23 protein-coding genes and 1 tRNA gene are annotated in these 25,102 nt (G+C 37.7%); 9 read left to right on the plus strand and 15 right to left on the minus strand.

Features of this window, described 5'->3' with window-relative positions; genetic code table 11:
* Nucleotides 1–35: 35 nt before the first annotated feature.
* On the plus strand, nucleotides 36–1,280 hold the full coding sequence (locus H3T44_RS00435; RefSeq protein WP_198195507.1) for a sodium:proton antiporter: 1,245 nt from the start codon (nucleotides 36–38) through the stop codon (nucleotides 1,278–1,280).
* Here H3T44_RS00435 and H3T44_RS00440 read toward each other — a convergent pair.
* The 4 genes from H3T44_RS00440 to H3T44_RS00455 form a co-directional block, all read right to left on the minus strand.
* Complete coding sequence (locus H3T44_RS00440; RefSeq protein WP_198195509.1) at nucleotides 1,277–2,572, minus strand: RsmB/NOP family class I SAM-dependent RNA methyltransferase; 1,296 nt, start codon at nucleotides 2,570–2,572, stop codon at nucleotides 1,277–1,279. The two genes, H3T44_RS00435 and H3T44_RS00440, sit on opposite strands and share 4 nt — an antisense overlap.
* 38 nt (nucleotides 2,573–2,610) lie before the next feature.
* Nucleotides 2,611–4,095 carry an IMP dehydrogenase gene (gene guaB / locus H3T44_RS00445; RefSeq protein ID WP_110438043.1) on the minus strand — a complete coding sequence of 495 codons (1,485 nt, stop codon included), beginning with the start codon at nucleotides 4,093–4,095 and terminating at the stop codon, nucleotides 2,611–2,613.
* 178 nt (nucleotides 4,096–4,273) lie between these two features.
* Nucleotides 4,274–4,993, minus strand: coding sequence for an RlmE family RNA methyltransferase (locus H3T44_RS00450; protein ID WP_198195511.1), 720 nt, complete (start codon nucleotides 4,991–4,993; stop codon nucleotides 4,274–4,276).
* Nucleotides 4,994–5,029: 36 nt separating this feature from the next.
* Nucleotides 5,030–6,028, minus strand: coding sequence for a Ppx/GppA phosphatase family protein (locus tag H3T44_RS00455; RefSeq protein ID WP_198195513.1), 999 nt, complete (start codon nucleotides 6,026–6,028; stop codon nucleotides 5,030–5,032).
* Nucleotides 6,029–6,220: 192 nt separating this feature from the next.
* On the opposite strand from H3T44_RS00455, the gene H3T44_RS00460 reads away from it, so the two are divergent.
* Together H3T44_RS00460 and H3T44_RS00465 are read left to right on the plus strand one after the other, a co-directional pair.
* Nucleotides 6,221–6,294 (plus strand) — tRNA-Gln (locus H3T44_RS00460).
* Nucleotides 6,295–6,329: 35 nt separating this feature from the next.
* Nucleotides 6,330–7,031: an NUDIX hydrolase gene (locus tag H3T44_RS00465; RefSeq protein ID WP_196424249.1), complete on the plus strand. Its 702-nt coding sequence runs from the start codon at nucleotides 6,330–6,332 to the stop codon at nucleotides 7,029–7,031.
* Here the strand turns inward: H3T44_RS00465 and H3T44_RS00470 are convergent, their stop codons facing one another.
* From H3T44_RS00470 to H3T44_RS00480, 3 genes are all read right to left on the minus strand, one after another.
* On the minus strand, nucleotides 7,032–8,579 hold the full coding sequence (locus H3T44_RS00470) for a peptide chain release factor 3 (protein WP_198195515.1): 1,548 nt from the start codon (nucleotides 8,577–8,579) through the stop codon (nucleotides 7,032–7,034).
* Nucleotides 8,580–8,670: 91 nt separating this feature from the next.
* Nucleotides 8,671–9,288 (minus strand): 30S ribosomal protein S4, encoded by a 618-nt coding sequence (rpsD, locus tag H3T44_RS00475; RefSeq protein WP_110438048.1) that lies wholly within the window; start codon nucleotides 9,286–9,288, stop codon nucleotides 8,671–8,673.
* A gap of 243 nt (nucleotides 9,289–9,531) precedes the next feature.
* Nucleotides 9,532–10,458 carry an SEL1-like repeat protein gene (locus H3T44_RS00480; RefSeq protein WP_198195517.1) on the minus strand — a complete coding sequence of 309 codons (927 nt, stop codon included), beginning with the start codon at nucleotides 10,456–10,458 and terminating at the stop codon, nucleotides 9,532–9,534.
* A gap of 172 nt (nucleotides 10,459–10,630) precedes the next feature.
* Here H3T44_RS00480 and H3T44_RS00485 point away from each other — a divergent pair, with 172 nt between their 5' ends.
* Nucleotides 10,631–11,161 (plus strand): HdeD family acid-resistance protein, encoded by a 531-nt coding sequence (locus tag H3T44_RS00485; RefSeq protein WP_198195519.1) that lies wholly within the window; start codon nucleotides 10,631–10,633, stop codon nucleotides 11,159–11,161.
* A 5-nt stretch (nucleotides 11,162–11,166) separates the two neighbouring features.
* Here the strand turns inward: H3T44_RS00485 and H3T44_RS00490 are convergent, their stop codons facing one another.
* Both H3T44_RS00490 and cysS read right to left on the minus strand, forming a co-directional pair.
* Nucleotides 11,167–11,934: an RNA methyltransferase gene (locus tag H3T44_RS00490; protein WP_198195521.1), complete on the minus strand. Its 768-nt coding sequence runs from the start codon at nucleotides 11,932–11,934 to the stop codon at nucleotides 11,167–11,169.
* Nucleotides 11,931–13,286, minus strand: a complete 1,356-nt coding sequence (cysS, locus tag H3T44_RS00495) for a cysteine--tRNA ligase (RefSeq protein WP_198196085.1) — start codon at nucleotides 13,284–13,286, stop codon at nucleotides 11,931–11,933. Before cysS ends, H3T44_RS00490 begins: the two co-directional genes overlap by 4 nt.
* A gap of 92 nt (nucleotides 13,287–13,378) precedes the next feature.
* On the opposite strand from cysS, the gene H3T44_RS00500 reads away from it, so the two are divergent.
* Nucleotides 13,379–14,758 (plus strand): MATE family efflux transporter, encoded by a 1,380-nt coding sequence (locus tag H3T44_RS00500; RefSeq protein WP_122123629.1) that lies wholly within the window; start codon nucleotides 13,379–13,381, stop codon nucleotides 14,756–14,758.
* A 7-nt stretch (nucleotides 14,759–14,765) separates the two neighbouring features.
* On the opposite strand, the gene H3T44_RS00505 is transcribed toward H3T44_RS00500, so the two are convergent.
* From H3T44_RS00505 to H3T44_RS00530, 6 genes are all read right to left on the minus strand, one after another.
* The gene (locus H3T44_RS00505; protein WP_198195523.1) at nucleotides 14,766–15,791 is read right to left on the minus strand and encodes a lipid A deacylase LpxR family protein; all 1,026 of its coding nucleotides are present in this window, start codon (nucleotides 15,789–15,791) and stop codon (nucleotides 14,766–14,768) included.
* Between the two features lie 134 nt (nucleotides 15,792–15,925).
* Nucleotides 15,926–16,621: a DNA polymerase III subunit epsilon gene (dnaQ, locus tag H3T44_RS00510; protein ID WP_198195525.1), complete on the minus strand. Its 696-nt coding sequence runs from the start codon at nucleotides 16,619–16,621 to the stop codon at nucleotides 15,926–15,928.
* Nucleotides 16,618–17,214, minus strand: coding sequence for a dephospho-CoA kinase (gene coaE, locus H3T44_RS00515; protein WP_198195527.1), 597 nt, complete (start codon nucleotides 17,212–17,214; stop codon nucleotides 16,618–16,620). Before coaE ends, dnaQ begins: the two co-directional genes overlap by 4 nt.
* A 9-nt stretch (nucleotides 17,215–17,223) precedes the next feature.
* Complete coding sequence (locus H3T44_RS00520) at nucleotides 17,224–18,120, minus strand: shikimate dehydrogenase (RefSeq protein WP_370552711.1); 897 nt, start codon at nucleotides 18,118–18,120, stop codon at nucleotides 17,224–17,226.
* Nucleotides 18,060–18,848: an N-formylglutamate amidohydrolase gene (locus tag H3T44_RS00525; RefSeq protein ID WP_198195529.1), complete on the minus strand. Its 789-nt coding sequence runs from the start codon at nucleotides 18,846–18,848 to the stop codon at nucleotides 18,060–18,062. The genes H3T44_RS00520 and H3T44_RS00525 overlap by 61 nt, the downstream gene beginning before the upstream one ends.
* A gap of 28 nt (nucleotides 18,849–18,876) precedes the next feature.
* Nucleotides 18,877–19,587 (minus strand): JAB domain-containing protein, encoded by a 711-nt coding sequence (locus H3T44_RS00530; protein WP_198195531.1) that lies wholly within the window; start codon nucleotides 19,585–19,587, stop codon nucleotides 18,877–18,879.
* A gap of 83 nt (nucleotides 19,588–19,670) precedes the next feature.
* Between H3T44_RS00530 and H3T44_RS00535 the strand changes: the two genes are divergently transcribed.
* The 4 genes from H3T44_RS00535 to H3T44_RS00550 are packed head-to-tail and all read left to right on the plus strand — an operon-like array spanning nucleotide 19,671 to nucleotide 25,069.
* Nucleotides 19,671–21,884: an ATP-dependent helicase gene (locus H3T44_RS00535; RefSeq protein WP_198195533.1), complete on the plus strand. Its 2,214-nt coding sequence runs from the start codon at nucleotides 19,671–19,673 to the stop codon at nucleotides 21,882–21,884.
* Complete coding sequence (locus tag H3T44_RS00540) at nucleotides 21,881–22,786, plus strand: 50S ribosomal protein L11 methyltransferase (protein WP_198195535.1); 906 nt, start codon at nucleotides 21,881–21,883, stop codon at nucleotides 22,784–22,786. The genes H3T44_RS00535 and H3T44_RS00540 overlap by 4 nt, the downstream gene beginning before the upstream one ends.
* Nucleotides 22,783–23,289 carry a GNAT family N-acetyltransferase gene (locus H3T44_RS00545; RefSeq protein ID WP_198195537.1) on the plus strand — a complete coding sequence of 169 codons (507 nt, stop codon included), beginning with the start codon at nucleotides 22,783–22,785 and terminating at the stop codon, nucleotides 23,287–23,289. The genes H3T44_RS00540 and H3T44_RS00545 overlap by 4 nt, the downstream gene beginning before the upstream one ends.
* Nucleotides 23,290–23,311: 22 nt before the next feature.
* Nucleotides 23,312–25,069: an aminopeptidase P family protein gene (locus tag H3T44_RS00550; RefSeq protein WP_198195539.1), complete on the plus strand. Its 1,758-nt coding sequence runs from the start codon at nucleotides 23,312–23,314 to the stop codon at nucleotides 25,067–25,069.
* The last annotated feature ends 33 nt before the right edge of the window (nucleotides 25,070–25,102 follow it).

Below are 25,102 nucleotides of genomic sequence, written 5' to 3' on the forward strand. Positions count from 1 at the left end.
CCTAAAATTAACCTAGATAATAATGGAAAATTAACATGAGTATCCTGACCCTTATTTCTTTATTGTTTCTTCTCACCGCAATTTGCGGGGCAATTAATCTGAAATATCTCAAACTTCCCATGACCATAGGGATCATGATTGCCGCATTCATATTTTCAATAATCCTGTTTATCTCGGATTATTTCCTTTCATTTGTTTCCGGATATTCATTTGCACAGAAAATTATCTCACAAATCAATTTTCCCACTTTGCTTCTTAATGGTGCTCTAGCATTTCTGCTTTTTGCAGGAAGTTTGCAAATTTCATTACATGAGTTGTGGAAAGCTCGCTATAATATTGCTTCCTTGACAATTATTGGCACTTTATTATCGATATTATTTCTCGGTCTTGTTTTTTGGGTTTTTTTTTATCTATTTTCTATTCCCATTTCTTTACTCTGGTGTCTCACCCTAGGCGCTATTATAGCCCCGACCGATCCGGTTTCAGTTATCAGTATGTTAGGTAGACTAGGCCTTTCCAAACGGTTACAAGCAATTTTTGCTGGAGAAAGTCTTTTCAATGATGGTATAGCTTTAATTGTTTTTACAACATTTTTATCCATAATCATTCATCAAAAGACCCCATCCACAACCAGTCTATTCTTGATTAGCATAAAAGAGATTGTTGGCAGTGGTCTTCTGGGTATTATAACCGCCACCATTGTTATTTTTATAATCAGACGATTGTCCCACAACGAAATTACCATATTATTTTCACTGGCTTTGGCGGCAGGTACCTTTTCTATCGCAAGTGATCTTAACATGTCAGGTCCCATTGCAGTTGTGGCAAGCGGTTTATTGATCGGTAACCATCTTCAAAAACAGCCTGCGGAAAAAAGTGATTCGGTTATTTACTGCTGGCATGTAATTGATGAAATCCTCAACACCATGCTATTTTTGATAATTGGGTTGCAGATTGTCATCATCCCTTTCAGTTATCATATTCTGGTTATCACATTCCTGGCTTTTCCATTTCTGGCAATTACACGTTTCATAGCCCTCAGTCTAAGCGGTTTTGTATTATTATATCAGGATTCAAACCCGAAGGGTTTGATTTCCATTCTAACATGGGGAGGACTAAGAGGAGGCATTTCCCTGGCAATAGCCTTATCTCTCCCCAATATATTTCCAAAAAATGAAATCCTGCTCATCTGTTATGGGTGCGTAGTGTTAACCGTTTTAATTCAAGGATTAACCATGGAATATGTTGTTAATTATTTTTACAGGAAAGAAATAAATTAATTCTTCACCATAACCGTGCAAAAGAAACCATCCGTTTGATTTTGCGCTGGTGTTAATTGAAAACTTGTTTTCTTCATGAATTCTTCGGGTAACAATTCTGGAATCGTATCAGGCTCTACGAGTGAAAAATTGTTATTTCTTTCCAGAAAATTATTGATTTGATCTTGATTTTCCTGACGTAATATTGAACAGGTTGCATATATCAACCTTCCACCTTTTTTTACCATTCTGGCTGCAGAATCAAGAATGTGGGCCTGTTTTTCAACAAGTTCCAATAAATCATTTTCCTTAAACCTTAAACGCGCATCAGGATTACGTCTCCAAGTTCCGGTACCGCTACAAGGTGCATCAACCAAAACACGATCGAAACTTTCAACACGCCTTTTTAACCATTTTGCATCTTCAGCAAAAATATGGGTTTCACAATTAAAAACACCTGCCCTTCGCAAACGACTTTGAGCGGCATTTAACCGAGCGGGAAAAATATCTGATGCAATAATATGCCCCTTATTTTCCATCATCATCGCCATAGCCAACGTTTTACCTCCGGCTCCCGCGCAATAATCCAGGACACGCATTGACGATTTAACACCGGTCATGAGTGCAATTAATTGGCTACCTTCGTCTTGAATTTCAACCAGACCATTTTTGAAAGCATTTGTGGATGTTATGGATTGTCTTCCTTGCGCTCTCAATCCCCATGGAGAAATATTCATTAATTCTGTTTGTATATTTTCAGATACTAGAATCTCCCTGGCCTTATATCGATCTTCCACTTTTAGAAAATTGACGCGCAAATCAAGAGTAGCTGCTTCCAACAACGTTGAAAGTTCTTTTTCTGTCTGATCCCCGTATTGGCCATTTATGATAGGATATACCCAATCTGGAACTTCATAAATTACCGCTTTGGACATTTCATCGGAAACAAACGGTTTGTTTACCAAAGATTGCAAATATAAAATTTCGTTACTATTCAACAATAATGGCGCATATTTTTCACCCGAATAAAAATTATGCACTTTAGGTATAGAATTTCCTGACAAAACCAAATAAGCTGCGACCATCATACGAGGATTGATCGGACTACCTATTCTTTTCAGCCACCATTCCAACTTTCGGTAACAACGTAAAATTTCCCAAACTTTGCCTGAAACAAAACGACGATCCCCTCCTCCAATATAACGGCGCCGCCTGAAAAACCGATTGGCTGTTGAATCTGCCGGGATATATTTTTCTTTCTGAATAGCTAAAAGCAGTTCAATCACTGCCGAAATTTGTGCTGAAGGGGTCATACGTCTTTACTTAAATATCTGATAGACAAATTTATTATTTAATTATGATGATAGTTAGGCGCTTCACGCGTAATTACAACATCATGAACATGGCTTTCCCTCAATCCCGCTCCCGTAATTTTACGGAACTGAACATTTTTTTTCATTTCTTCAATCGTCGCATTGCCAGTATATCCCATACCTGCTTTCAAGCCGCCAACCATCTGATGTATAACTCCTTCTGCCGCCCCTTTGTATGGTACCTGCCCTTCAATGCCTTCAGGAACAAGCTTATGGCTTTCCTTGATATCCTGTTGAAAATAACGGTCAGCAGATCCACGAGCCATGGCACCAAGACTTCCCATTCCGCGGTATGATTTATAGGAACGTCCCTGATATAGAAATACTTCACCAGGGGCTTCATCAGTACCTGCCAGTAAAGATCCAATCATGACAACATCTGCACCCGCACCGATAGCTTTAACAATATCGCCAGACGTGCGAATTCCACCATCTGCTATTAAAGGAATATCGGCAGCATGACAAATTTCAGACACTTCCATTACTGCCGAAAATTGGGGAACTCCTACCCCTGCAACAACACGGGTTGTACAGATTGAACCTGGACCAATTCCAACTTTTACTGCATCAGCGCCAACATCGATCAATGCTTGAGCACCTTCTGGTGTCGCAATATTTCCCGCAATAATTTGAACGTCAGCATAATTTTTCTTGAGGCGCCCTATCGAGTCCAAAACACCCTGGGAATGTCCATGTGCCGTATCTACGACCAAAACGTCAACACCAGCCTCTATAAGCGTGACAGCCCGTTTATATCCGTCCTCACCAACACCTGTGGCAGCAGCACAACGTAAACGACCATATTGATCCTTGTTGGCCAAAGGATAAACGACTGATTTTTCCATATCCTTGACAGTCATTATTCCGACACAACAATCATTTTTATCAACGACAAGCAATTTTTCGATACGATTTTGATGAAGCAGTTTTTTAGCTTCATCGGGACTCACACCCTCTTTGACTGTAACCAGGTTATCTTTTGTCATTAACTCCGCAACAGGTTGTTTTGCATTTGTTGCAAACCGGACATCACGATGCGTGACAATACCAACAAGCCGATTCGTATTTTTTTCAATAACAGGTAGACCACTTATGTTATGGCGTTTCATTGTTGCAATGACTTCTTCTAAAGTCTGTTCAGGATGAACAGTTACCGGATCAACCACCATTCCCGATTCAAAGCGTTTTACCTGCTTGACCTGATTGGCCTGTTCCTGAATGGATAGATTTTTATGAATAACCCCTATTCCTCCATTTTGTGCCATAGCAATGGCCATTGCACATTCGGTCACTGTATCCATGGCTGATGAAATCAAGGGTATATTCAAACGGATAGATCGGGTCAAATTGGACCGAACATCAGCCTGATTAGGCAATACATTAGATTTTGCTGGAATAATCAAAACATCATCAAAAGCAAGGGCTTCTCGAATATGTTTTTGGGAAATAGATGAATGTGCCATTATGGTACCCTTTATTAAAAATTAGAAAATTAAAGATAAAAAGGGATAACCGAAAAAAATCGGGTTCCAATTATTGGCAATTCTTCATACCTAAAAAATTGTGATTAGACAAGTCAAAAATCAATTTTGTGTCAAATAGTGACAAAATCAAATTATCCTTGAAATTTTATCAACACATTCACGATTTATCTTCGGAATTATTCCCTTTAAACCCTGTAGCAATCACATATAACTCTCTGGATTCCTTACGACTTGCTGGAGGTTTTGCATGTTTTACAATTTTAAAGGATCGCTTGAGGTTATTTAACATCAATTTTTCACTTCCCCCCTGGAAAACTTTGGCAATGAAAACTCCATTCAAATTTAAAATTTTTATTGCAAAGTCCAAAGCCTGTTCTGTCAAATTAACTATTCTTATATGATCCGTTGCTGCATGTCCTGTCGTATTAGGGGCCATATCAGACATGACCAGATCCGCCTTACTCTCTAATTTATCCAGTAAAACTTCAAGATTATGGGGCTCTGTAAAATCTCCCTGAAAAATATCAGCTCCCATAACTGGTTCAACTTGCAACAAATCAATACCCACAACTTTGGATGCCTTGTGATATACCGCAACCTGAGACCATCCTCCTGGCGCTGCACCCAGATCAACAACCTTTATTCCCTTTTTTAAAAAATGAAATTTATCATTTAACTCTATCAGCTTATAAGCGGCACGGGACCGCCAGCCATGCTGTTGCGCAGCTTTTACATAAGGATCATTCAACTGACGCGTCAACCATCTTTGTTGAGATGTTGAACGTCCTTTTGTTTTTTTTAAGGTAACCGTCAATCCAGTATCAAAACGCGATTTCTTTTTTTTGCGCGAATTCGAATTCGCATTATCTTTATTCATAGTTTTTACTTTAATTATACTGATTAATTAAATTTATTACTGGTTTAACAAATAATGATGATTTTTATAATAGTTTCTTAACTTGTTTGTCGTCATTTTGGCAATTATTCCATCCCGAATACCCCGATCGGCAACGACAATGTCATTGGCGGGCCACAAGGTATGTATGGCATCAAATATTGCGCATCCAGGTAAAAGATAATGAATTCTTTTTTTATATCGGTCGGAAAGAATTTCAGTCTCTTTGAATTTCTGATCTAGCAAAGTCCTGATTATTTCCTTAAGTTGGGCTGTTTGCAAAGACAAACCATCAATCGCCGCACGATTATACTTGTTTTGATTTAACAAAATGCTTGCAAGGGTGGTTATAGTTCCACTTACCCCTATGAATTGAACCTGATTTCTTACAATCTCTGCCTGAATACGGTGAATGGCCTCGAATTCCATGACCTTGGATAAAACAAAATCAAACATTTGATAGTAATTCTGCAAGGTAACAATATTGAATTGCTCCCTTAACGTAAGAATGCCAACAGGTATACTGAAACATCCAATCAAAATATATTTTCGTCGCGCAAAATCAATTTTAACCCATGCAATTTCAGTGGAACCACCTCCAATATCAAATAATAGTGCCTTGGTTTTATTACGTTTCAACACATTGTCATATAAAAATGAATTGCAGCCGGCCAAAGCCAGCTCAACCTCTTCCCGTGGTGAAATAACCTTAATTTTCAGTCCTGTTTCATATAAAACCTGACTAAGAAAATGATCAGCATTTGAGGCGCGTCGACAAGCTTCGGTAGCGACAGCATAAAAGGCGGAAAATCTTTTACCTTCAATTTTGGATGCACAATGTCGGAGCGCGACCATTGTACGTTCCATGGCAGCTTGACTCAACTGACCTGTTTCATACAATCCCTCACCCAATCGAACTACTCGATTATAATGGTCAACAATTCTCAACCTGCCACGATCAGATGACACGATCAGCAGACGACAATTATTTGTGCCTAAATCCAATGCCGCAAACATATTTACGCCCTAATTACTTTATCCAGTCAAAGTTAATTCCTTATTTTTTGTATAGCTCCTTAATATTAACACAATTTATTATTAATTTGGATTTTTTTATTAAAATAACTAAAAATTTTTGTAATTAATTTATTTTACCATACCCTTGTTTTATAATTTTTTACATGATATAAGCATCCACATTAAATATATTGGGAGATAGTTTAGCGGTAGAACTACCGGCTCTGACCCGGTCAGCCCTGGTTCGAATCCAGGTCTCCCAGCCAAAAATGTTTCCGTTATGACATTCAAAGATAATAAAATGGAATGGAAAACATTTGCTTTATACCCAGAATGTTCCGTAAAACTGATAGATTATAAAACTGAATTATCTATAAATCTTGAAAAACGGATTGAAAATTTATGGGTTGCCAAAAAAAGATTATACCCAAAATTGTTTAATGGACGTGTATTTACCGCTACTTTGATATTACCCCATCAAATAGCGGGATATTGGACAGAATATAGATATGTTTCGGCCCAAATGGAAAATAAGGAATTCAATGAATTTCTTTGTCTTAAACCTTTGGCTGTAACAGGTTTGATTTTTTGCGATGATGGTTTTATTCTTGGAAAAAGAAACAGTAACAGCGTTTATCTACCCAATTACTGGCAATGTGCCCCTGCGGGTAGCGTGGAATCACGTCATGAAGAAAAGACTGTAAATTTGCATGAACAATTATTTGTGGAGGCAAGAGAAGAACTTGGATTAAAAAAAGATTTTTTTTCAAATAGCCGCATTCTTATTGCAACTCAACATCCCGAAAAAGGAATAATCGATATCGGAATAATGCTGAAAACACACTTGAATTTTCAACAAATATATAATTATTGGCAAAAAAAAGGCAACTCAGAATATGATGAACTTATATGCATATCCGATTTAACCCTTTTACCTAAACCAATAATTCCATCCACCAGATATTTAATCAAGGCCAGCTATAAAGATAATAATAGGATATGACTAGCTGTTTTTAACAATGCCGATCTGTTTGATATCATGAAATTTTAAGTCTTTTTGCATTTCAACAGTCCGTTGCATCATGAATTCAGAAGTGGCCAGAAATACTGGATCTCCGTCTATGTCATCAGCAATGGCACTTCTGTTGGAATTAATAAATTTCTCAATTTTGTTTTTTTCACCCTCAAACCAACGGACCTGTGTAAAAGATACAGTATCAAATCCTATTTCAACGCAGTACTCATGTTTCAAACGCGTCTGTAAGACATCAAGTTGCAATATTCCAACCACACCAACAATAGGCGAAGACCCGTCCTGTGGTTTAAAAAGCTGGACAACTCCCTCTTCTGCAAGCTCAATTAACGCCTGTTTTAATTTCTTGGCTTTCATCGCATCAGCAAGGCGAACCCGTCGCAATATTTCAGGGGCAAAATAGGGTACTCCTGTAAATTGAAGCTCCTCACCTTCCGTCAAGGTATCTCCAATACGTAATGTGCCATGATTGGGAATTCCAACAACATCTCCCGCAAAAGCCTCCTCTGCCAATTGTCTGTCTCGTGCAAAGAAAAACTGAGGCGTATGTAACGCAAAAATTTTTCCTGTACGGGTATGTTTCAATTTCATACCTCGTTCTAAACGTCCAGAACAAATACGGGCAAAGGCGATACGATCCCGATGATTTGGATCCATATTTGCCTGAATTTTAAATACAAGGGCAGTCATTGATGGTTCATTTGCCGCCACCAGACGTTGATCACTTTCCTGATTTCGTGGACTTGGGCCAAATTCAACCAATGCATCCAAAAGATCATGAACCCCCAATTCCTTAATCGCACTTCCAAAAAAAACCGGAGTTAAAAAACCTGCATTAAAATCATCAATATTAAATTCCGGCAGAGCAGCCTTAACCAATTCCACTTCTTCTTTTAATGCTATAACACGATCATCTGTTTCTGGAATTCCCTCTTTTAAGCGCATAGTTTGTTTCCGAACATCATAAGCACCCAAAAATTTGGCAGCCCGTCCCACAGGCCATGTTAAAGGTGTTGTTTCAAGAGCCAGTGTAGAGGCCACTTCATCAAGCAATTCAAAAGGATCCTGAGATTCCCTGTCCATCTTGTTGATAAAGGTTACAATCGGTATATCGCGCAAACGACAAATTTCAAAAAGTTTCCGTGTTCTTGCCTCAATCCCTTTTGCCGCATCAATAACCATAACTGCGGCATCAACAGCCGTCAAAGTCCTGTATGTATCTTCAGAAAAATCTTCGTGGCCAGGCGTATCCAACAAGTTAAAAATGCAACCACCATATTCAAACGTCATAACAGAAGTTACAACTGAAATACCGCGATCCTTTTCAATATTCATCCAGTCCGAACGAGTTCGACGCTGTTCCCTTTTAGCACGGACATTTCCCGCCATCTGTATAGCCCCACCAGCATGCAATATACGTTCAGTCAAAGTCGTCTTACCCGCATCAGGATGGGAAATAATAGCAAAAGTGCGACGACGGGAAATTTCTTTATCCAGACTCTGAACTATATCTAACATCAAGCAGACCTAAATTTATATTGAAAACAATAAACGCACAAAAGCCGAGCAAAAAAATTGCTCGGCATTTTTGTATAAAAATAAAATGTGATTAACGAGAATAAAACTCGACAACCAAATTGGGTTCCATAGTTACAGGATATGGAACATCATTTAATTTTGGCGTACGAACAAATGAACCCTTCATTTGACGATGATCAACCTCTAAATATTCAGGAATATCCCGTTCTTTACTTTGAACTGCATCCAGTACAATGGCAAGTTGTTTTGATCTTTCCCTAACTTCAACAACATCATTATCTTTTAAAGAATATGATGGGATATTAACACGCTTGCCATTTACTAAAATATGTCCATGGTTAATGAACTGACGTGCAGCAAATGGAGTGGATGCAAATTTTAACCGATAAACTACAGCATCCAAACGACGTTCCAACAAATTGATCAAGTTTTCAGAAGTATCACCTTTACGACGAGATGCTTCAGCGTAATAACGACGGAATTGCTTTTCACTGATATTTCCGTAATATCCCTTGAGTTTTTGTTTAGCCATTAACTGAACGCTAAAATCGGAAGGCTTTGCACGGCGGCGTTGACCGTGTTGACCAGGACCATATTCACGCTTGTTAACCGGTGATTTAGCACGTCCCCACAAATTAACCCCTAAACGACGGTTAATTTTATATTTGCTTTGTAAACGCTTACTCATACGTCTAAATATCTTTCTTTATATATGTTAAAATATCGCATTGAGGTAAAGCAATATTAGATTTTATTGTACCAGTAGTTCTTTAACTCGCATCAAAGACGGGTTTATATTTGATACAAAGTAACCTCATCACTTCTTTGGATAAAAATAAACCACTTTTCTGGCAGTAGAAGCCTATATATTCAAACTTTAATGAATTGTCAAATAATTAACAGTTTGAATAATATTAAAAAAAATTTAAAATTATTTCGTATTCAACAACCTATATTTGTCGCAGCCTTTTTGAGATCTATTTAAACATGATTGTTTAAAATACTCTTTTGCCGTGGCCTCATCTTGAGGAACCAACTTCCCTTCATGATATATTTCCCCAAGTCGCAATTGGGCATCCGTATTTTCTTGATCTGCAGCTTTATGATAATAGAAAAGAGCCGTCTGAAAATCCTGTAATACACCGTGACCCGCTTCATACATTTTTCCCAACTTGTATAAAGCGCCTTCATATCCCTGATCAGCTGACTTCTGATACAATTCTTTCGCCTTGAAATAATCTAAATCTGTGCCCTTACCTGTATCATATAATGATCCCAGGATATACTGGGCAAAACTATTTCCTTGTTCTGCAGATTTACGGGTCCATTGAAAGGCTTTGGAAAAATCTTGTTTACATCCCTTACCTTCTAAATACATAATTCCAAGAGCGGATTGAGCCATTAGATTCCCTTGCAAAGCAGCCTTATGAAAATAATCAAACGCCTTGTCATAATTCTGCTCAATCCCTTCACCATTCTGATACAAATTACCTAAATAAAACTGCGCTTCAGCATTCCCCTGTCCTGCGGAATAGTTAAACCATTCAATCGCTTTATTATAATCTTGCGGCACAATAACACCCAAGGCATAAAACCGACCTAAAACAAACTGTGCTGGCGCAAATCCTCCGCTGGCAGATTGTGTAAAAAATATAAGGGCTAATCTATCGTTTTTCTGAACCCCTTTACCTGTTAAATAATTTACACCCAACCTGTAACAATATTCAGCAGAGGGTAGATAGAGAATTTTTTCAAATTGACCGAACCAGTATGATAAATGGCTTTCATATGCATGGGAACGAACAGGATATGTACATATAAAAAAAGTAGCGGCAAGAATAACAATAATGTTTTTCATTATGAACCTTAATGATTTATAAAATGAAATAAAAAAATATCGTTAACTATCTGTTCATACCAAATTATGACTGATTTTATTAATAAATAAATAGATTAATTTCATAAAAAAAATTAAACTAACTACAATTAACCGCTTTACAAAATTATAAAATATTTTTTCGGAGATCATAATGGATCAATTAATAGCCCAAAAATGGAAATGGTTCGTAGGATTGGGAATATTGTGTTTGATTACCGGCATTCTGTGCCTAATTGACACGGTTTTTGTAACAATTGCAATGGTTATAATTATTGGAATTTTATTAATTATTACAGGTTTGGCCCAACTCATTCACGCCTGTTATCTTAAAGATTGGAGCAGTTTTCTCTGGTCAGCCCTATGCGGTATCATTTATTTTATTGGCGGTATATTATTGATTCGTGAACCTGTTAATGGTTCGGTTATAATTACCATTTTTCTTGGTATTTGTTTTTGTTTTGGTGGAATCATGCGTCTTATGATTGCCTTTAACAATAAAAATACCAAAGGATGGGGGTTGTTGGTATTCAGTGGTATTCTTGGCTTGATTTTAGGGTTTATTCTTTTTGTCAATCCAATAAACGGCCTGTGGTTTATCGGATTCATGGTTGGTTTTGACCTTATCTTCAATGGAACTGCATGGTTGCAACTTGGCTTTACGCTCAAATCCCAAATCAAATAATTTAATTATTTCATGGGGCCCTTAACCAATTCCGCCACAACACCATGAAGGGTTCGTAATTCCTGTTCTGTCACTTCTCCCCTTTGAAAAAGATGATACAGATTACGAATCATTCCTGGCCGTTTTTCCTGATTGCGTAGAAATCCACAATGATCAAGCTCTCTGATCAAATGATTCATAAAATTATTCAGCTCTCCTTTAGTAGCGATATGCGTTTTGTTGGTCTGCAACTGGCGCTCCGGTGTTTCTTCAGTGGACATCCACCACTCATAAGCCATAATCATAACCGCTTGTGATAAATTCAATGACATGAATCTTGGATCCAAGGGATAACGGATCCAATAATCAGTCTGAACAAAATCCTCATTTTCCAACCCGGTTCGCTCTGGCCCAAACAAAACACCGATTTTCAATCCACGATTGGTCATTTCCCGCATTTCACATGCGCCACCACGCGCCGTTAATAAAGGTTTGATAATTTGACGAGGTCTGGGACAGGTTGCAAAAACATGCTGTAAATCCGCAACAGCGGCTTCTACCGTATCGAAAACTTTTGTATGATCCAATAAACGGTCTGCACCAGATGCTGCTCTCCAGGCTTTTGGCTGTGGCCATCCATCTCGCGGGGCCACCAACCGCAAATGGAACAATCCCCCGTTCGCCATCGCTCGAGCTACACTGCCAATATTATCAGCAAGCTGTGGGCGAACCAAAATAACGACAGGTGTATTTCCAACTGGAATCAAATCAGCACCACCATCACGACCTGTCATATTTTTCTCCATGTCGTACCTTGTGGACTGTCTTCCAATAAGATCCCCTGAGCTTTGAGCTGGTCACGTATTTTATCCGCCTTGATAAAATCTTTCGATTTTTTTGCATTATTTCTTTCTTGAATTAAGATCTTAATCTCATCTTCATTATCAATATCTTGAAACCATTGAGTTGGTAGACTATTAAACAAGCCAAGCTGTTGACCCGCCTGTTTCAATTTTAAGGCAGAATGTTCATCACCTTGTAAAGCTTTATCTGCAAATTGATGCATAAACACCAAAGCTTGGGGTGTATTTAAATCATTTGCCAAAGCATCCATGACTAATTCTGGTAAATCCATTTCTGAATTAAAATTCTGTTCATAAGGCAATAAGGCGCGATAGAAACGATCCATAACCTTTTTAGCATCTTTTAAGGCTTCATCAGTGAAATTCAAAACAGAACGGTAATGAGATTGCAATAATAATAACCGTAATGCTTCTGGATTATGCTTTGTCAATATTTCCCGTATTGTAAAAAAATTGCCTAGAGACTTGGACATTTTTTCACCATTTACCAACAGCATGGCATTATGTAGCCAATAATTGGCAAACTGACTGCCTGGAAAACAACATAGACTTTGTGCACATTCATTTTCGTGGTGGGGAAAAATCAGATCCTGACCACCGCCATGAATATCAAAATTTTCACCGAGGTAACGATGGGACATTGCAGAACATTCAATATGCCAGCCTGGCCTACCCTTTCCCCAGGGACTATCCCATCCTGGTTCATCCTCATTTGAAGGTTTCCATAAAACAAAATCACCGGGATTTTTTTTGTAAGTCGCGATCTCAACTCTTGCCCCAGCCAGCAATTCATCTGGATTGCGGCCTGATAAACTCCCATATTTCTTGTATTGATGGACAGAGAAAAGAACATGACCATCAGCTTCATAGGCATATCCCTGACTGACAAGACTGATAATCATCTCTTGTATGTCTTCGATATGTTCTGTAGCTTTTGGTTCAATATCAGGGGGCAAGATAAACATTGAAGCCATATCTTGATGAAATTCTTCAATCGTTCGACAGGTCAATGCTTGAATAGATTCATGATTGGCTCTGGCACGGGCATTTATCTTATCATCAACATCCGTAATATTCCTTACATAAGTCACATTAGGATAAATTTTCCGCAACAATCTTACCAAAATATCGGCTGTTAACATTGCACGCAAATTGCCAATATGTAAAAAATCGTATACTGTAGGGCCACAAAAATATAAACGGATATTTAAAGAATCTAATGGTTTAAAAGGTAAAATCTTATGATGACGACTGTCATATAGGGAAATTTCTGGCTTATTCATTGTTTTACCTTGTTCATATCCTGTATTCGATTGTGTCCAAACAACACTCAATAAATTAAATCTTTATTCTTTATTAGTCATAAATAAATATAATGCAACTTTCTCAACCAGCTTTTCTGAAAAAAGAACTTTCTGCGATCTTTTTTATTGCCATACCAATCGCATTTGCCCAACTATGTCAAATGGCTATGGGTGTAACCGATACGATTTTATTGGGAAAAGTCGATAAAGAAACCTTAGCAATCGGTGGATTTACAACACAGTTATTTTTTACTGTTTGTGTTGTTTTGCAATCGGCGTTGAGTTCAGCTGCAATTTTAATTGCTGAATATATAGGATCAAAAAGAATTTCACAGATATCCAAAATTTATTGGACAACCTATATATTTGGATTAATTCTCTGTATTCCCTGCTATTTTCTTTTGAAATCGACAAACTTTATATTGATGTGGACAGGTGAAAATCCTGATATGATTGCAAAATCCAGTCATTTTATGGATATTCTCTTATGGGGTATGCCCCCTGTTCTTGTTGGAACAGGTCTAATAAGAGTTGTTTTACCAGCTTTTAATGCCTCGAAAATTCTTTTGCAAATAACACCTTTAACAACAATTATCAATGCCTTGTTAAATGCAGCCTTTATTTATGGTTTATGGGGCGCCCCTAAAATGGGCTTGTATGGTTCAGCAATTGGCAGCACAATTACTTTGTGGGTTTCAACAATTTTATTTATTGGAGTAACACATTGCAAAAAGAATTTAAAACAATATCTTTATCCTTTTAAAATTGATTTGTCCTTGCTTTTACCCTTGATGCGTCTGGGGTTGCCCATCTGTGTCAGTTCAGCAGCTGAAATGCTTCTTTTCCTTGCAACTTCTTTCCGGGCAGGACTACTAGGAACCGATGCACTTGCCGCCCATCAAATTGCCAACAGCTTTGCCACTTTTACGTTCATGATACCCCTTGCCATTTCTCAGGCCGCCAATGTTCGGGTAAGTTATTGGGTTGGCGCTCAAAAACCTTTGTATGCTAAAAATTCAGGTTTTTTATCTATCGGTCTTGGTTCTGTTTTTATGGGGCTGATTGGTATAATCATTTTCATTTTCCCGAAAACCATTGTCAGCCTTTTTATTGATATTCATTCAGTCAGTAATCAATCAACAATTGAAATTGCGATCGTTATATTGAAAATTGTTGCTCTTTTCCAGATTGTTGACGGTATGCAAGGCGTTGCGATGGGTGCATTACGCGGATTGAAAGATACCACAATCCCGATGATCTTTGCTTTGATAAGCTATTGGGTAATTGGATATACACTGAGTGGTTGGTTTGCATTTTCATTGAACTATAAAGCACCAGGATTGTGGACAGGCATGGCTATTGGCCTTGCTGTTATTGCTGTATTGGCAACAGCACGTTTTTATTATCTTACCTATCGCCCAAGCAGAATAATGGAACGTGCCTTACGTTAGAGAAAAATCAAAATTTAAAGGATACGGAAACAGATCCATAATTAAATAATCCACTTTTTTGTCCTCTGAATTCTTGGGTCTGCCAAGTTTGAGTATAAGCGATTTTATATCCTTTGATAATTAATGCGGCCCCTGCAAGAATTTCGCCAACATCTGATCTTTTTGAAACATGTTGCGCATGTGATTTAGAGGGATCCCCTTGCAAAGTGGCATTATAGGCTACAGCCTGACCATCTACACCACCAAATAAATACCAGTTAACAAAACGGGTTCCAACATAGGCATCAGTACCGTCATTTCCCGAACCAATTCTTGTAGGTCCGAAATCACTTTCAAGACCCTGTCCAAAACGGAATAGGGAACCGATTTGTCCATAAATTCTATAAATCCCCATTGCACCATTAGCTGAAGGTAAGATATCAAAATCAACCGATCCAGCGTGCCCTGCGAGAAATCTCCATGTTCTACCCATTTGAACCTGAAAAACGGGCACACTTTTTAACTGGTTGTGCCAGCCACGGTTTTTGTGATCCCCAGTAATGGCATGAAAACCATTTTGAACCTGACGTCCCATAGCTCCGGGGCCTAAAACACCGGCTTGAATACCAAACACACTCCTCGTATCATCCGTGTCACTTATAAGATTAACGGTTGTTAATAAAACCCCAGCATAAGGTCGATCATGTGGCAATCTTTGGCTCGATTGAGTATCACGTGGTGTAAATATCGACTGCTGCAATCCCCAATGAATTCGTTGCATTCCCTTTCCCAAAAGAAACGTATTCATATCCGCAACAGGTTGAGGCAACGTGTCAGTAGGAGATGTCCACCCTATTCTAAGTCCGTTTGTATAATATTGATCAGACGTTCCTTTCAAGGTTGAGGCTGCATCATTTTCCCATTGTATTGTTAGGGTATTATATGGATCTTGTTTCGGTGTTGAAAAAGAAGGATAAGAATAGAATAAACCCATTGAACAGATGGAAAAACATGATAATAAATTTGTTAGTGACAAATGATCCCGTTTGCCCATTTTCAACCTTTTGACTCTAAATATTCTATTTAATCTAAACTTATAAAATCAAACAAAATTTGAATATAGTATATCAAAATAAAAGATTATTTTCTCAATATGCAACCTATTCACAAATTAAATTATTTGAATAATCAATTTTTATCCATAAAATGATTCCATAAGGCATTTGGTATTTTCTCATTCAAAAATTCCTTGTGAATCTTCAATTCTTTTTCAGTGGCTTTCATGAAAACGGGTTGATGAATATGATTTTTTTTATAGGTTTTTCTTATTTTTTCCTTTGTTTGATTATTAAAGCTCAATCCTCTCTGACGGCCTCCCGTAAGCTGAATATACACCTCTGACAATAATTTACAGTCCAACAACGCGTTATGTGTTGTGCGTTCTGACAAATCTATCGAAAACCGTCGACATAATGCATCCAGGCTATTTGGCGAGGATGGATATTGAGCACGGGCAATTTGTAAAGTATCAACCATTCTGTCCAGAGATAATGTTGGACGATTGATATATTTCAGTTCTGAATTTACAAATTTAAAATCAAACGGTGCATTATGCGCGATCAGGGGATCATTTTGAATAAAATTCAGAAACTCATCAGCAATATCCTTGAATTTTGGCTTACCTTGCAGATCTTCAATTGTAAATCCATGAATTCGTGTTGCCTCAACAGGAATATCTCGCTCTGGATCAATCAAAACATGATAAAAATTATCTGTTGGCAAATCATTGATTAACTCTATTGCGGCAATTTCTATAATTCGATCGCCATTATCTGGATTGACACCTGTTGTTTCCGTATCAAAAAGGACAGACCTTTTTTTCATAATTGATCTTTCTTCATTAATATAGCCAAGCGCTTTACCTGAATGTAAGTATATGCCCTATTCAATCCTGTTTGAATAACCCTATCCGCCCATTGACATTTCAAACTATTGGGAAGCTGATGAGAAATTAATATTTCAGCTTGTTGCCAAGACATGCCACCTCGATTGATAATGCGTATTTTTTGAATTTGCTTTGGTGCATTAACCAAAAGAGTTTTGGTGCATACTTGATCTATCTTTTTTTCGAACAACAAGGGAATATCCAATACACACCATAATTTTCTTTTTCCCTGCCAAAATTGGATGAATTTTTTTCGTTCCATATCAACCAATGGAAGGATAATGTTTTCAATTTTTTTTAGATTATTCCGATCCTGTGAAATTAATTTCCTCAAATAGGATCGATCAAGTATATTGTCATGCACTGACCCGGGAAAAGCTTTGGCAAGAAATGGTAAAGCTTTACCATCAGATCCCTGTAATTGATGCACAACATGGTCTGCATCAAAAACTGGGAAACCCTCTTTACGCAACTGGGAACATACAGTGGTTTTACCCATACCCATTCCACCTGTTACGCCCAATATCTTCATAATGAAATATTATTCTCTAATTGTTTTGGCAACATATTCGATTGTCTCGGAATCAACCTTGGGATCCACACCAAACCATTCACGAAAACCGAAACGGGCCTGGTGAAGCAGCATCCCCAATCCTTCAATGGTCTTCAAATTGAATTCTTCTGCCATTTTTAACAGAGGGGTTAAGCGAGGAACATAGACAATATCCGTAACAACCAAATCTGATTTTGCTTTGGATAGATCAAAATCAAAACTTTCTTTCCCTTCCATTCCCAAAGATGTTGTATTTACCAGTAAGTCATATTGACCCAATAAAGATGTCCAGGTATCCCATGCGATGACATTACCTGTCCCAAGATCTTGAGCAAGCTGCAATGCCCTGGAATTTGTGCGATTTGCTATTGTAATCTTCGCTTTCTCATGGGCAAGCGATGAAATAACCGAACGTGCAGCCCCACCCGCTCCAAGTATTAGTACATTACAATTTTTAATTCTGATGTTATGATCCCTAAGGGATTCTATAAAACCAGCACCATCTGTAGAAGTGCCAAATATCTTACCGTCATTTTTAAAAGTCAAGGTATTGACAGAACCTATTTTCCTTGCGATTTCATCAACCTCATCACAACAAGAAAAGGCAATTTCTTTATTGGGGATGGTTATATTGCATCCTTTAAACCCCGAAGCTGACAGGCCAATTATGACTTTTTTGAAATTTTCAGGCTTAACGGCCAGAGGAATGTAAACCCCGTCAATTCCATACCGTTTCAACCAAAAATTATGAAGCAGGGGAGATCGGGAATGTTCAACTGGCCACCCAAGAACCGCAGCAACTTTAGCTTTTCCTGTAATAATATTCATCGTTTTCCGTATTCCTGTAAAGTCAGTGGCAATAAGTAAGACAGACGATCCGCCCATTCCCTTTGCTGAATTTCCGATCTTATTAAATCCTGTCGAATCTCCAGTTCCAAATATGGCAATTTTCTTCCAAACGCATGACAAGGTACAGAATAATCGTTCTTCTCATTTAATCGATAGGGTTCATTATCTCCAATTGGAAATTCATAATATCGCTCAAGATATTTTTTGAATATTAATCCGAATTCCGGATAACGATCATGCAAAATACCCGCATGCCAGGGTCTTTCAATATTATCCATTTGAGGTGTAAAACTGTGCAGCGCTATTAAACAGGTTAAAATCTGCGCATTTTGTCGACGTTCAATATCCTGTTCAATACAAGCATGATAGGAATTGTAAATTGATGAAACACGTGATTTTTTTTCCTCGTCAGACAAATCAAGATTACCTTTTATAACTGTTTTATCGCTAATTTCAATAATCAGGTTTTCATGATTGGGATTTCTGTTGCAATCAATGACAAGTCTTGAATAGTTTTGAAGAATTAACGTGGCATTTAATTTTTTTGCAAGTTTTTTCCCTACCCCTTTTATTCCAATATCAAAAGCAATATGTCGCTCAAGATCATTTGACTCTAATCCAAGGTTATTTAGTTTTTCAGGAATAAATTTCCCTGCATGATCACAAATAATCAAAAAGGGTGAAATCGAATGCCGGTTTATCATATTCACAGGATCAGGATCATTGACTGATAAAATACTGGATGATTTTGAATTGTAAAACATAAACGCAGTCAGTTTGTTGGGTTCTGGATTATTTTAATATACTAACATAATGATGATTAACACAAAATAAATGTTCACTGAGATTCAAATCAAAAAAACCAACCTTTGATTGCAACATTTTGGAGAATTGTTCAATCTTATATTTCATATCAGGAGTTATTTCTTCATTAACATAATGTACCAATACAATTTGAGTCGCATCATTTTCAATTGCTTTCTTTAGTATAGTCGCAACAGAATTTTTTGATGGATACACCATAAAATATTCTTTAATGAAATTATATTGACTGTTTAAATAAATTATCCTCAAGGATTTAAGATTGATTTTATCCTGTTTTGGAAAGTTTTTTTCCAAAAAAACAACCATTTCATTCAAGCGTTTAAAACTTGTTGGCACAATTAAATCAGACATGCATAGACGCAAAGCCACCAATTGAATGAATTGAATCAATTCAGTAAATCTCTCACTGTATATGATCTGATCAATACGATCTGTATTTGCTTTAATAACATGCCCCAAAGAACCATGCTTATTAATCAATTGTTTTGCCAAAGGTTTTGTATCCTTTCTGGGAATGAATGAATATAACAGCATTTCAAGGATCTCGTAATCTTCGAGAACATCTGTTCCCCTGGATAAAATTTTTGAACGCATACGGTTGCGATGCCCCCTACCGTCCAAATTTTTAAAAGGTTTGCTTCCTTTATAATTCGAGGGTAAAGAAGAATTATGATCCATTAATATGTTCAACCTGTTATCATTTGATTTCATCAATCACCTTATCAACAATATTGAAAATTAATTCAATCCTGTAAAGCGTAATGACCCAATATCTAAGCCAACTTAACGAAACGCAAAAAAAAGCTGTTGAAACAACAGAAGGTCCTATTCTAGTGCTGGCTGGTGCCGGAACCGGTAAAACTCGTGTTTTAACATCACGTTTTGCCCATATTCTCCTTTCAGGAAAAGCGTATCCCAATCAGATTTTAGCGGTGACTTTTACCAATAAAGCTTCAAGAGAAATGAGCGAAAGAATTGCCAGCCTCATAAATAAACCAGTCGAGGGATTATGGTTGGGAAGTTTTCATAAAATATGTGCAAGGATGTTAAGGCAAAATGCTACACTTGTCGGATTAACCTCTAATTTCACCATTCTGGACACAGATGATCAATTACGCCTAATCAAGCAAATTACACCCGCTTATTCAATCGACACAAAAAGAGTATCCCCACAGTTAATTCTTGGTACAATCCAGTTCTGGAAAGACAAGGGTTACTCACCGGATAATTTGCCTAATGATGAAATAAATAAATCCGGAAATTCCCTAATCAAGACAATTTATACCCATTATCAAAAACGCCTGCGGGAAATTAACGCATGTGATTTTGGCGATCTTATGCTGCATATGTTTAATATTTTTAGCCAGCATCAACATATATTGGAAAAATATCAGCGTTATTTTAGGTATATTATGGTTGATGAATATCAAGACACCAATATGATACAATATTTGTGGTTAAAATTATTAGCCCAAAAAAATGGACAAGAAGCCAATATTTGCTGTGTGGGAGATGACGATCAATCCATATATTCCTGGCGTGGGGCAGATATAACCAATATTTTGAGATTTGAAAGGGATTTTCCAGGGGCTAAAATTATCCGTTTGGAAAATAATTATCGTTCAACCTCCTCTATCCTTGGTGCTGCGTCAGGCTTGATATCATTTAACTCGCAGCGATTGGGAAAAACTCTTCACGCTGCCAATGCTACCGTTGAAGGGGAAAAAATCAAAATTCTCTCAACCTATGATTCCGATGAAGAGGCAAGAATCATTTGTAAAAATATTATTGATTTTCACAAAAAGGAACAACAATTTGGCGATATGGCAATCCTGATGCGTACCAGTTCCCAAACCCGTCCTTTTGAGGAATGCATGATTAAATTGGGAATACCCTATAAAATCATTAGCGGGGTAAGGTTTTACGAACGTGCTGAAATACGCGATGTCATCGCTTATATGCGCACTGTCGCCCAGCCGTCAGATGATTTGGCATTTGAAAGAATCATTAATGTTCCGAAACGCGGAATTGGCAAAGCCGCCCTTCAGAAATTGCATCTACTTTCCCGAGAGTCCAATATTTCCCTAACGATGGCAGCACAGCAAGCATTAAATCAGGGAATAATCAGGGGTAAGGTAGCGAGTGAACTGAATCAACTGATGCTTCAACTTGAAATGGCAAGATCCACGAGTGAAAAAGATGGTCATTTCAAAGCGATTGATGACCTGATTCATCATTGCGGCTATATTGAGATGTGGCAGCAAAACAACTCTGTTGAATCAGAAGGTAGACTTGAAAACATCAGGGAACTTTTCCGGGCGATGTCCGAATTTCAATCTTTGAATGAATTCTTGGAGCATATCTCTCTTATAATGGATAATGATGAACTGAGTGGAGATGACAAGGTCAATTTAATGACACTTCACGCCGCCAAGGGTCTTGAATTTGATACTGTTTTTTTGCCGGGATGGGAGGAAGGCCTTTTTCCCTCACAACGCACACTTGATGAAAATGGATTGAATGGCTTGGAAGAGGAAAGACGTTTGGCTTATGTTGGCATTACCCGTGCCAGGCGAAATCTGGTGATATCCTATGCCGCAAACCGCCAGATTTATGGAAACTGGCAATCAGCAATTCCCAGCCGTTTCATTGAAGAATTACCCAACCAGTTTATTGTAAATCCGTCAATCAGAATCAATAGAAACCATAGTAATCCAAATTATTTTGATAATTTGAATTTTGGAAAAAAACAGAAAGGAACTCGAGACACCATTTCTTTTGGAAATATTTTTACACCGAATAAACAACGTCAAAATTTGCCAAAATCTAAAAATATTCCTGTAGGTGCCCGTGTGTTTCATCAAAAATTCGGTTATGGAACTGTATTAAAGACTGAACAGAATAAACTTGAAATCAATTTCGATAAAACCGGAATTAAAAACGTTATAGACAGCTTTGTGACGGAAACATCATGACATTAAAAACTAAACGGCATGCCAATGCGCTTGAAACCATTTCACTAATTGTTCCAGAAAAACATATTGCAATATTCGAACAGGCCCTGAACACGGTTTGCCCGACCGTAGGAATATTTGAGGAAAATGAAGACAAGAATCTTTGGCGATTGGAAGGAATCAAGGATACAGGCTATGGAGATAAAGAGCTTAACAGTGCAATTACGTTAGCAGGCGGCCTTACCCAGTTCTTTCCAGAAATCCAAAAACATTCCACTGAAACAGAAGGGTGGCTTGCAAAAACATATGAATCTTTTCCTGCTCAAAAAGTGGGTAATATGTTCATTATTCGTGGCACGCATTTGAACGATCCAATCACTTCTTCACGTGTTGTTTTAACCCTTGATGCAGGTGTGGCTTTTGGATCTGGTGAACATGGTTCAACTCGTGGATGCCTAATTGCCCTTGAAAAGATCGCTTATAAAAAACCTCGTAAAATTCTTGATCTTGGATGTGGTTCAGGAATTTTGGCAATGGCTGCAGCTGCCTTATTCCATCAAAAGGTTCTGGCTGTTGATATTGAACCATGGTCCGTTCGAGCTGCCCGAGAAAATGTTAAAAGAAACAAACTGGGGAATTTCGTCCATTGTGAGGTTGGTAATGGTTGGCTGACACCTTCAATTCGAAAGCAAGCCCCATATGATCTTGTTTTTGCCAATATTCTTGCACGTCCCTTATGTAAAATGGCCAGAAATCTAGCCAGAAATTTACAACCTGAAGGTATAGCAATATTATCGGGTCTACTTGTATCCCAAACAGCAATGGTATTGTCCGCACATCAAAAACAGGGTCTGAAGCTTGAAGACAAAGTTACACAGGGACATTGGGCGACATTAATTCTTAAAAAACCGAGAGAAAAATGATTCAAATCCGCCATGCATTAATTACGGATCTTAACAGTATCCTCCAGATCGTTAATCGAGAGATTATTTATGGAACGGCTTTCTGGATGACAAAAGTCCGCACCTATGATGAACAGCTAGTATGGTTCGAAAACCATGAAAAAGAGGGATTCCCGATTTTTGTTGCCGTCAATGAACAGCAAAAAATCCTCGGTTTTGCCACATATGGACATTTCAGGGCCTATGACGGATATAAACATACTGTTGAGCATTCGGTTTATCTGATTCCGGAAGCCCAGGGTCAAGGACTTGGCAAAAAACTGATGAAGCATCTTGTGAATTATGCCTCCCAAAATAATGTGCATGTCATGGTAGCTGCCATAACCGCCAATAACCAGGCCTCGATACGATTACATGAATGGTTCGGATTCAAACATGCAGGTATCTTACCGCAAACAGGAATAAAATTTGAAAAATGGCTGGATCTATTGTTCATGTACAAAATAATAAATTCAGATCATTAATAACCTTGAATAAAATCATCTTATGCAACATACAGAAAAACTATCTTCGCTTCGTTTCATACTAAAAAAAAATCATCTTGACGGATTTATAATCAATCGCGGGGATGAATTTCTCAATGAATATGTCGCTCCTTATGCCGAACGCCTTGCGTGGTTGACTGGATTTACGGGAAGTGCAGGCATGGCTATTGTATTGACGGATAATGCTGCTGTATTTTCAGATGGACGCTATATTCTTCAAATGCAACAGCAGCTTGACCAAGAATTATGGGAATATCACCATATTTCCCATAAATCACCTCTTGCATGGATCTTAGATCACAATCATCTGCAAAAATTAAAATTAGGATATGACCCAAGATTAATGAGTCAAAAAAACTTGGAATCACTACAAAATAATAAAATAATACTTGTTCCAATCACTGATAATCCAATAGACACAATTTGGCTGGATCAACCAGGCTATCCTAATCAACCTATTGAACCTCATCCTCTGGAATTTTCTGGTTTATCACATCATAATAAAATCGAAAAATTGCAAAAAGAACTACTTTTCAACAATGAAGATGCATTTATATTTTGTGATCCAGCCTCTATATGCTGGCTTCTTAATATTCGTGGTTCCGATGTTCCATATAGCCCTATCCCACTTGTTTATGCAATTTTATATAGAGATCACGTATGTTTATATGCAGATCAGGAACAATATTCCGAAACACTGTCAGATTTTCTCGGTCACACTGTAAAATTATGTTCACGAAATGATATATATTCAGATTTAAGAAAAATCACATCTTTTGTTATAGGATTGGATAAAAATCAGACATCGATAGGATTTATTCAACTTCTAGAAAAACAAGAAATATCAATTCATTATCGTACAAATCCCATTCTGTTGCCCAAGTCATGCAAAAATCAAGTTGAACAAAAAGGTGCCATAAATGCCCATATCAGGGACGGTATTGCAATGTGCCGTTTTTTATTCTGGCTTGAGAAACATGGTATTGATAAATCTGAAACTGTAGTGGCAGAAAAACTCAACCAGTTCAGAATAGAAACCGGGGGAAAATTTTACAAAGAGGAAAGTTTTCCCGCAATCTCTGCTACCGGTTCCAACGGCGCGATTATCCATTACCAAGCAACAAAAACAAACCACTCGATTATAAGGGAAAATCAGCTTTACCTTATTGACAGTGGCGGACAGTACAAAGACGGAACCACAGATATCACCCGCACCATTTGGATGGGGAAAAATTTTGCCCCCTCCTCAATTCGTGAACAGGCAACAATGGTTCTAAAAGGTCATATCGCACTTTCATCAGCCATTTTTCCAATTGGAACAACAGGAAGTCAACTTGACGTATTGGCACGTTACGCTTTATGGCAGAACGGTTTGAATTATGATCATGGAACAGGTCATGGTGTTGGAAGTTATCTTTCCGTACATGAAGGTCCCTGTCGAATATCATCACAACCCTTTCCTATTTCCCTAAAAGAAGGAATGATTCTTTCCAATGAACCAGGATACTATCTTGCTGGACATCATGGTATCCGTCTTGAAAACCTTTTACTTGTTTGCAAGGCTCCTTATGATAACTTTTTGAAATTTAAACCCTTAACGCTTGTCCCTTTTGACTGGAAAATCATAAATTCAACTTTGTTAACCCCACAGGAAAAAAATTGGTTAAACAATTATCATAAACAAATTACCGATTTGATCTATCCTCATCTGAATAAAAACGAGCAAACATGGCTCATGAAAATGTGCACGTTCATTTGATAGTTGATGCCTTTATTAACCCCGAGATCGATG

Origin of the sequence: Commensalibacter sp. M0355 (assembly GCF_016101365.1) — a bacterium.
GTDB lineage: Bacteria > Pseudomonadota > Alphaproteobacteria > Acetobacterales > Acetobacteraceae > Commensalibacter > Commensalibacter melissae.

What these genes read in the sequence shown, in the direction of transcription:
- H3T44_RS00525 (WP_198195529.1), bottom strand. Translation starts at nt 18,848, where the DNA reads ATGTTTTACAATTCAAAATCATCCAGTATTTTATCAGTCAATGATCCT.
- H3T44_RS00500 (WP_122123629.1), top strand. Translation starts at nt 13,379, where the DNA reads ATGCAACTTTCTCAACCAGCTTTTCTGAAAAAAGAACTTTCTGCGATC.
- H3T44_RS00550 (WP_198195539.1), top strand. Translation starts at nt 23,312, where the DNA reads ATGCAACATACAGAAAAACTATCTTCGCTTCGTTTCATACTAAAAAAA.
- rpsD (WP_110438048.1), bottom strand. Translation starts at nt 9,288, where the DNA reads ATGAGTAAGCGTTTACAAAGCAAATATAAAATTAACCGTCGTTTAGGG.
- H3T44_RS00545 (WP_198195537.1), top strand. Translation starts at nt 22,783, where the DNA reads ATGATTCAAATCCGCCATGCATTAATTACGGATCTTAACAGTATCCTC.
- dnaQ (WP_198195525.1), bottom strand. Translation starts at nt 16,621, where the DNA reads ATGAAAAAAAGGTCTGTCCTTTTTGATACGGAAACAACAGGTGTCAAT.
- H3T44_RS00480 (WP_198195517.1), bottom strand. Translation starts at nt 10,458, where the DNA reads ATGAAAAACATTATTGTTATTCTTGCCGCTACTTTTTTTATATGTACA.
- H3T44_RS00490 (WP_198195521.1), bottom strand. Translation starts at nt 11,934, where the DNA reads ATGACAGGTCGTGATGGTGGTGCTGATTTGATTCCAGTTGGAAATACA.
- cysS (WP_198196085.1), bottom strand. Translation starts at nt 13,286, where the DNA reads ATGAATAAGCCAGAAATTTCCCTATATGACAGTCGTCATCATAAGATT.
- H3T44_RS00455 (WP_198195513.1), bottom strand. Translation starts at nt 6,028, where the DNA reads ATGTTTGCGGCATTGGATTTAGGCACAAATAATTGTCGTCTGCTGATC.
- H3T44_RS00450 (WP_198195511.1), bottom strand. Translation starts at nt 4,993, where the DNA reads ATGAATAAAGATAATGCGAATTCGAATTCGCGCAAAAAAAAGAAATCG.
- coaE (WP_198195527.1), bottom strand. Translation starts at nt 17,214, where the DNA reads ATGAAGATATTGGGCGTAACAGGTGGAATGGGTATGGGTAAAACCACT.
- H3T44_RS00535 (WP_198195533.1), top strand. Translation starts at nt 19,671, where the DNA reads ATGACCCAATATCTAAGCCAACTTAACGAAACGCAAAAAAAAGCTGTT.
- H3T44_RS00485 (WP_198195519.1), top strand. Translation starts at nt 10,631, where the DNA reads ATGGATCAATTAATAGCCCAAAAATGGAAATGGTTCGTAGGATTGGGA.
- H3T44_RS00440 (WP_198195509.1), bottom strand. Translation starts at nt 2,572, where the DNA reads ATGACCCCTTCAGCACAAATTTCGGCAGTGATTGAACTGCTTTTAGCT.
- H3T44_RS00530 (WP_198195531.1), bottom strand. Translation starts at nt 19,587, where the DNA reads ATGGATCATAATTCTTCTTTACCCTCGAATTATAAAGGAAGCAAACCT.
- guaB (WP_110438043.1), bottom strand. Translation starts at nt 4,095, where the DNA reads ATGGCACATTCATCTATTTCCCAAAAACATATTCGAGAAGCCCTTGCT.
- H3T44_RS00520 (WP_370552711.1), bottom strand. Translation starts at nt 18,120, where the DNA reads ATGGGCGGATCGTCTGTCTTACTTATTGCCACTGACTTTACAGGAATA.
- H3T44_RS00540 (WP_198195535.1), top strand. Translation starts at nt 21,881, where the DNA reads ATGACATTAAAAACTAAACGGCATGCCAATGCGCTTGAAACCATTTCA.
- H3T44_RS00505 (WP_198195523.1), bottom strand. Translation starts at nt 15,791, where the DNA reads ATGGGCAAACGGGATCATTTGTCACTAACAAATTTATTATCATGTTTT.
- H3T44_RS00465 (WP_196424249.1), top strand. Translation starts at nt 6,330, where the DNA reads ATGGAATGGAAAACATTTGCTTTATACCCAGAATGTTCCGTAAAACTG.
- H3T44_RS00435 (WP_198195507.1), top strand. Translation starts at nt 36, where the DNA reads ATGAGTATCCTGACCCTTATTTCTTTATTGTTTCTTCTCACCGCAATT.
- H3T44_RS00470 (WP_198195515.1), bottom strand. Translation starts at nt 8,579, where the DNA reads ATGTTAGATATAGTTCAGAGTCTGGATAAAGAAATTTCCCGTCGTCGC.